The 7,206-nt window shown below is 62.5% G+C and carries 5 protein-coding genes; 3 read left to right on the top strand and 2 right to left on the bottom strand.

Annotation, left to right across the window (positions count from 1 at the left end):
• The first annotated feature begins 225 nt into the window (after window positions 1-225).
• Entirely contained in the window at window positions 226-960 is a 735-nt protein-coding gene (locus RGM2987_RS00895; protein WP_245138232.1) for an SDR family NAD(P)-dependent oxidoreductase, read from the top strand.
• 247 nt (window positions 961-1,207) lie between these two features.
• Here RGM2987_RS00895 and RGM2987_RS00890 read toward each other — a convergent pair whose 3' ends face one another.
• Both RGM2987_RS00890 and RGM2987_RS00885 read right to left on the bottom strand, forming a co-directional pair.
• Window positions 1,208-3,349 carry a TonB-dependent siderophore receptor gene (locus RGM2987_RS00890; RefSeq protein ID WP_245138231.1) on the bottom strand — a complete coding sequence of 714 codons (2,142 nt, stop codon included), beginning with the start codon at window positions 3,347-3,349 and terminating at the stop codon, window positions 1,208-1,210.
• A gap of 99 nt (window positions 3,350-3,448) precedes the next feature.
• On the bottom strand, window positions 3,449-4,837 hold the full coding sequence (locus RGM2987_RS00885; RefSeq protein WP_245138230.1) for a PLP-dependent aminotransferase family protein: 1,389 nt from the start codon (window positions 4,835-4,837) through the stop codon (window positions 3,449-3,451).
• Between the two features lie 133 nt (window positions 4,838-4,970).
• Between RGM2987_RS00885 and RGM2987_RS00880 the strand changes: the two genes are divergently transcribed.
• Both RGM2987_RS00880 and RGM2987_RS00875 read left to right on the top strand, forming a co-directional pair.
• The gene (locus RGM2987_RS00880) at window positions 4,971-6,137 is read left to right on the top strand and encodes an MFS transporter (RefSeq protein ID WP_245138229.1); all 1,167 of its coding nucleotides are present in this window, start codon (window positions 4,971-4,973) and stop codon (window positions 6,135-6,137) included.
• Between the two features lie 219 nt (window positions 6,138-6,356).
• The gene (locus RGM2987_RS00875) at window positions 6,357-7,028 is read left to right on the top strand and encodes a GntR family transcriptional regulator (protein WP_245138228.1); all 672 of its coding nucleotides are present in this window, start codon (window positions 6,357-6,359) and stop codon (window positions 7,026-7,028) included.
• Window positions 7,029-7,206: the final 178 nt, after the last annotated feature.

Raw genomic sequence — 7,206 nt, 5'->3', positions numbered from 1 at the left:
CGCGAAGGCGGTGTGTCAGCAATGGAGATGTGGCTGATACACCGCCTTCGCGAGCAAGCCCGCTCCCACATTGATCATGTGTGAGGCTCGAAGATTAATTACACCACGTATCAACTCAAGTACTAGAACCCCAATTTATCAAACCAAGGCGCAGTAATAACCTGATCTCAACCAGCGCCCCCAACCGGCGCCGCGGTTCAACTCAATGTGATCAGGAGAAAAATCATGAGCAGCAAGAAAACCGTCATCATCACCGGCGCTTCCAGCGGCATCGGCCTGGGTCTGGTCAAGGCGTTCCTGGACCGGGGCTATAACGTGGTGGGCAATGCGCGTTCCCAGTCCGGCCTGGACCAGGCCGCGGCACAACTCGGCCATCCGGCCAGTTTCATAGGGGTAGCCGGCGATATTGCCGCACCGGCGACTTCAACCGCGCTCATCGGCAAAGCCATCGAGGCCTTCGGCGCCGTCGACGGGCTGGTGAACAATGCCGGGTTCTTCCTGCCCAAACCCTTCGTCGAATACAGTCCGCAGGACCTCGAGTCGTTGCTGGACACCAACCTCAAGGGGCTCGTCTACGCCAGCCAGGCGGCCGCCGCGCACATGATCAGCCGCCGCGAGGGCTTCATCATCAACATTTCCGCCTCAGTGGCGTTGCAGCCGAACATCCAGGTTCCGGCGGCGCTGCCGGTGCTGATCAAGGGCGGTGTCAACCAGATGACCCGCGCCCTGGCCCTTGAACTGTCGCCGCACAACATCAAGGTCAACGCCGTGGCACCCGGCATCATCGACACGCCGATGCATGACCCGGCCCACCGCGAATTCCTCAACAACCTGGCCCCGGCCGGCCGCGTCGGCACCATCTCCGAAATCGCCGAAGCCGTGCTGTACCTGGCCGGCGCAGACTTCACCACCGGCGCAATCCTGCCGGTGGATGGCGGGATGAGCACCGGTAAGTGGTAGAAGAAACTGTGGGAGTGAGCCTGCTCGCGATGAGGCCCGATCAGTCAGCCTCTCAATGGCTGACACGACGCCATCGCGAGCAGGCTCGCTCCCACAGTGGATCTGTGGTGAACCATGGTTTTGTGGTCGACGAAAAAACAGTGTGGGAGCGGGCTTGCTCGCGAAAGCGGTGTGTCATAAGACGAATATGTCAACTGACCCACTGCATTCGCGAGCAAGCCCGCTCCCACAGGGATTGCGTGTTGCTTCAAAGGGTGTAGGAGATCCCGGCCTGTACCGTCCGCGGTGCGCCCGGGTAGGCGTAGACGTTGCCGAACGCACCTTCTTCGTAGTCGGCGTCGAACAGGTTCTTCAGGTCCAGGTTCAAGCGGATCCGCTCGTTGACTTTGTAATAGCCCAGCAGGTCGACGACGGTGTAGCTGTCCATGGAAAACGCGTTCGCTGCTGTCTGGCCGGCGCGTTCGTCAACGTATTTGGCGCCCACGCCAAGCCCCAGACCCTTGAGGCCTCCGTCCTGGAATTCATAGACGTTGAGCAGGCTGAAGCTGTTTTCGGGGACATTGAGCAGACGCGTGCCGGACGGGATGTTGGCGTCTTTGGTCACTTCGGCGTCGACATAGGCATAGCCGCCGATCATCCGCCATTCCGGCGTCAGGTTGCCCGCGACATTCAAGTCAAACCCACGGCTGCGCACTTCACCGGCGGCGATGCTGAACGTCGAGTCCACGGGATCGGTGGTCAGCACGTTGCGTTTTTCGATCTGGTACACCGCCGCATCGACACTCAACTGACGGTCCAGCGCTTCCCATTTGACCCCCACCTCATAGGACTTGCCCTCTTCCGGCTTGAACCCACCGCCCTGGCGACTCGCACCGTTGTTGGGTTTGAACGAGCGCGCGGTGTTAGCGTAGACCGCTACGGTATCGGTCAGATCGTAAAGCACACCCAGCCGAGGAGTGACAGCGTGGTCGGTGACTTCCCAGTTGCGGCTGCCGGGCGGATTCTGCGGAACGAAACTCTCGTACTCATGCTCGAACCGCTCGAAACGTGCACCGGCCAGCAACTTCAGGCGCTCGGTGAGGGCCACCTGGTCCTGGACGAACACGCCGAAGGTCTTGAGGTTTTCCTGATCGTCGGTCGGAGTACGGGTCAATGCCGGGCGCGGCTGGCCGTACACCGGGTCGAAGATATCGATCGGGTAGGCACCGACGCCCGCGGCAGAGCGGCGGATGATGGACTGGTAGTCATAGTCTTCATACTCGACGCCAGTCAGCAGCGTGTGTTCGAAGCCGCCCGTGGAAAAATGCCCGGTGAGGTTGAGCTGGAAGTCGCGGTCGGTCCATTCCAGTTTGCGGTAGTTGAAGTTGCGACCCAGGGTCCGGCCATCGGCACCGATGCCATTGCCTTCGACGGCATTGCCCTGCAACGTGCCGTCGAGCCACTGGGTACCGCCGGCCAGGGTCCAGTCGTCATTGAGCATGTGCTCGAACCGTACCTGCAGCATGTTGTTATCGTTGTGCAGCTTGCCAGCGTCTTTCTCGCCGAAGAAAGTATCGCGAGAGGCGGTGCCACGCTGGCCGGGGTAGTGGGTCACGCCACGGTCCAGCGGATGGTTGTTGCGCATGAAGTCGCCTTCGAAGGTCAGGCGCGTGGTGTCGTTGACTTGCCAACTGACCACCGGTGCGATGCCGTAACGCTCGGTCTCGACATGGTCGCGGAAGGTATCGCCGCCCTCGCCCACCACGTTCAGCCGGTAAGCCAGGTTGCCCTGTTCATCCAGCGGACCGGACGCATCCAGGGTGCCACGGCGCATGCCCCGGTCATTGAGCTGGCTGCCCAGGGTCACCGTACGTTCGGCCAAGGGTTGCTTAGAGACCACGTTGAAGGTGCCGCCCGGGTCGCCGCGGCCATACAACATGCTTGCCGGGCCTCGCAGCACTTCCAGGCGCTCGATGGTGTTGGCGTCCGGCATGTTCGGGTAACCCCGGTTGATCGGGAAGCCGTTGCGATAGAACTCGCCCGTGGTGAAACCGCGCACAGTGAAAGTGGTCAGGCCCTGGCCGCCGAAGTTGTTCGCCCGGCCCACCCCGCCCGCGTAGTCGAGGGCGTCCTGCAAGCGCGTGGCGCCGAGGTCTTCGACGACGTCGCGGGACACCACGGAGATCGATTGCGGGGTCTCGTGAATCGCGGTGTCGGTCCGGGTCGCGCTGGCCGAACGGGTCGCGTGATAGCCCTTGACCGGTCCCTGGGCGGTTTCGTAATCGGCGCTGCCAACAATGTCGGTGGCCTGCAACTCGAGGCTCGCCGGGTTGGCAGCGATGGGCTCCTCAGCCCAGGTGGAGATGGAATAAGCCTGAAGCACACACAGTGAAACAAGAATCCGACGCATCGACACACAATCCCGATCAAAAACGCCGCCATCGCTGGCGGCTGACAAAAATGTGCGCGAACGATACAGCAACTCATTCCTGTTTGATATGCATTCCCATTAGCGCACCCTGATCGACTCCTGCTCAATGCGCTGGAAGAAGGTCTGCGCCCGAACATCCTGGGTATAGGCCACGTTCAGCCGCAGCCAATCGCAGGCCTCCCCCGCCGGCAGGAACGCCGAACCTTGTGAGAGCTGGATGTGCAGGTCGCGGGCGATTTGTTGCACCCGTTGCGAATCCAGGCATCGGGGCCTGGCCCATATGAACAGGCCGCCCATGGGCTCGGCAAACACTTCCCAGTACCTGGGATCAAGCTGACGCAGCGTGCTCGCCATCTGTTTGTTCAGGCGTTGGCGCAGGCGCTGGAGCAGTTTGCGATACGCGCCGTTCGCCAACAGCGTCGCCACCACATTTTCCGCCAGCAACGAGCAACCGATGCCGGTCACCATCTTCACTTCGGCCAACCGGTTGATGATTTCGGGCCGGGCGACCACATAGCCGATGCGTAGCGAACTGGACAGGGTCTTGGAAAAACTTGCCAGGTAGATCACCCGGTCCAGGGCATCCAGGGACGCCAGGCGTGACGTCGGGCCATTCTGGAAATCAGCGTAAATGTCGTCCTCGACGATGCGAAAGTCATGGACCGTGGCCAGTTGCAGCAGACGATACGCCACGCTGGGCGCCAGGCTGGTGCCGGTGGGGTTCTGGTACATGCTGTTGATGAAGAAAAAGGCGGGTTTGTGTCGGCCCAGAAGCTGTTCCAGGTGGGCGATGTCCGGACCTTGGGCGGTCCTCGGCACCGCCAGGGTCCTGACCCCGTGCAGCTTCAGCAGATTGAACAGGTTGTAGTAACCGGGGCTTTCCACCAGCACCAGGTCACCGGGTTTGAGCAGCGTGCGCACCAGCAAATCCAGCCCGTGGCTGGCGCCCTGGGTGGTGAGGATCTGCCCCGGGTCGACGTGAATGTCGATCAGGCCCAGGCGTTTCTGGATGTGCAGGCGCAACGGGGCTGAACCCAACGGTGTGCTGTAGTTGAACAACGCCTGGCTGTCGCTGCGCACGACCTGACGGATCGCCTGGCCGAGGTCGGCGTCGTCGCGCCAGGCATCGGGCAGCCAGCCACACCCCAGCTTGAGCTGCGTCGAGGCGTTGTCGAACAGTCGCCACGCCGGGTTATCCGCCTGGCTTTCAGGCTCTGTCAGCGCGCACGTCTGTCGGGCAACGAAGAAGCCCGCGCCGTGCCGGGATTCCAGCACCCCGCTGGCAACCAGATGATCGTAAGCCTTGATCACGCTCGACAGGCTCAGGCCGTTTTCCCCGGCCAGCTGGCGGATGGAGGGCATCCGGGCGCCGGGGCGAATGCCGTGGGCGGCGATCCAGTCCATGAGGTGATTAACCAATTGGCGAACCACGGGTTCAGCCACGTTGCGCTCAATCTTCAGATCCACGGCAGGCTCGCTCGACGAAGTGTTCTCATATTTCGAGCGAACAGTTAAGCATAAAAGGCTTTGGCCTGTTCCTTGTTTGCGTGGCGGCTGGCCGTGATAGTCCCAGGGACTTCACTCGCCTCAAGGAACACCTTTGGACACCCATCAAAAACACTCGTGGGGACTGGCTTTCGGCCTGTGCCTGATCACCCTGGCGGTCAACCTGCAAGCGCCGCTCTACACCACCTACGCGCAATTGTCCGGCTACGGTGCCGGAGCCACGGCAGTGGCGTTTTCCGGGTACGTGCTCGGTGTGCTGCCGGTGTTGCTGGCCTTTGGCGGGCTGGCCGATCGGGTCGGACGCAAGCCGCTGATATTGGTGGCGCTCGCGCTCTCGATGCTGGCGACCGTCGTCACACTGCTCTGGCCCAGCCTGGAGGCGCTGGGCCTGGCACGCCTGATGATGGGCGTCGGGACCGGGCTGGCCTCGGCGACTTCGACCGCCTACATGACTGAACTCATGGCCAGCGGCGACACACGCTCGCCAGCTAATCGGGTAACCGCCAGCACGTCCCTGGGATTTGGTCTCGGCGCGGCGCTGACCAGTCTGTTCCTATCATTTCATCACAGCGTTACGCCCGGCAGCTTCGGGTTGCAATGGGTACTGGCGGCTGCGGCGATGGTCGTGGTCTGGCGACTGCCGGATCCTGCCGTGAAAATCAGTAATGCGCCGCTGTTGCGCTTGCCGCTGTTCCCGGCTGGCAGCCTGCCCTACAGCTTTTCCATGCTGCTGGCCTGGGCCACTTCGGGGCTGGTGATCGCCATCCTGCCGTCGGTGCTGGCGACCCACGGTTTGCAGGGCTGGTCCGGCCTGTCGACCTTCACCGTGATCAGTTGCGGATTGCTCTTCCAGCCGTGGGTGCGCCGCCTGCACCCGGCCCGGGCCACCGCCCTGGGGTTGCTGGTCCTGCCGCTGAGCTACGCGTTGCTGGCCTGGGGCGCCAGCGTCGGCTCGCTGGCCGCCGTGCTGCTCGGCGCACTGGGGGCCAGCAGCGCCTGTTACGGGTTTCTTTACCTGGGCGGGTTATCGGCGATCACCGCCATGGCCGGATCGGAAAAGGCCCGGGTGAGTGCCGGATTTTTTCTGTTCGCCTATGTCGGGTTCAGTATTCCGGTGGTGGTGACTGGGGTGTTGGCGGACCGTTTCGGCGCCGATGTCGCGCTGGTGCTGTTCGGTTTGGCGTTGTCGATTGGCGCGTGTATTACCGGGTTGCGCATCGTTCGGACGCAAGCCTGTGGGGCTCAGCTTTCCCACGGCTGAACGAAAATCCCGCCAGAGTATGGTGGACACCTGTGGCGAGGGAGCTTGCTCCCGCTCGATTGCGCAGCAATCGCAAAAATCTCGGGTCTGCTGCGCAGCCCAGCGGGAGCAAGCTCCAACGCCACAGGGAAGCGCGCCAGCGTCGGGCTCGGCGGGCTCGACCCGGCCGGCGCAAAGTCGTATACCATATCCCCACCTCAACCGAACGACCCCGCCGCCGTGACTTTATCCAAGTTCAACCTGCCTGACCTGGGCAACACGCCTTCCACTTCGGAAATCATCACCCGCCACCTGCGCGATGCGATCGTCGCCGGGCATTTTGCCGAGGACGAGCCGATTCGCCAGGACGACGTCGCCCGTCAGTTCAATGTCAGCAAGATTCCCGTGCGCGAAGCCCTCAAGCGGCTGGAGGCCGAGGGCCTGGTGATGTTCCAGCGCAATCGGGGGGCGATGGTCACGCGGATCTCCGAGGCGGAGCTGGCGCAGATGTTCGAGGTGCGGATGTTGCTGGAGGACAAGGTGCTGCGCCTGGCAATCCCCAACATGACCGAAGCGACCTTCGCCCGCGCCGAAAGCATCTGCCGGGAATTCATCGGTGAGGACGACGTGGGACGCTGGGCCGAGCTCAACTGGCAACTGCATGCGTGCCTGTACGAACCGGCGCAGCGGCCGTTCATGGTCAGCCTGATTCGCTCGGTCCACGACAAATTGGAACGTTACCTGCGCATGCAGATGAGCCTCTCGGCCGGCAAGGAACGCGCCGATCACGAACACCGGGAAATCGTCGACGCCTGCCGCGCCGGGGATGTGGAACGCGCGGTGAAACTGTTGGACGAACACATCGCCGGCGTCTGCCAGACGCTGTTCGAGTTCTTGCCGGCCAGCCATTGAAAGTCACCTGTTTCCTGTGGGAGCCGAGCTTGCTCGCGATGGCGGTGAGTCCGCAGCATTCATATCGCCTGGCACACCGTCTTCGCGAGCAAGCCCGCTCCCACAGTTGAGTTGTAGCGGCCACAAAATATCTGAGTACACCCGACCCCCTTGTGGGAGCGGGCTTGCTCGCGAAAGC

Source organism: Pseudomonas sp. RGM2987, from assembly GCF_022952855.1.
Lineage (GTDB): Bacteria > Pseudomonadota > Gammaproteobacteria > Pseudomonadales > Pseudomonadaceae > Aquipseudomonas.
Note: the sequence above shows the minus strand (reverse complement) of the source record. Positions and strands in the feature narration are given on the sequence as shown.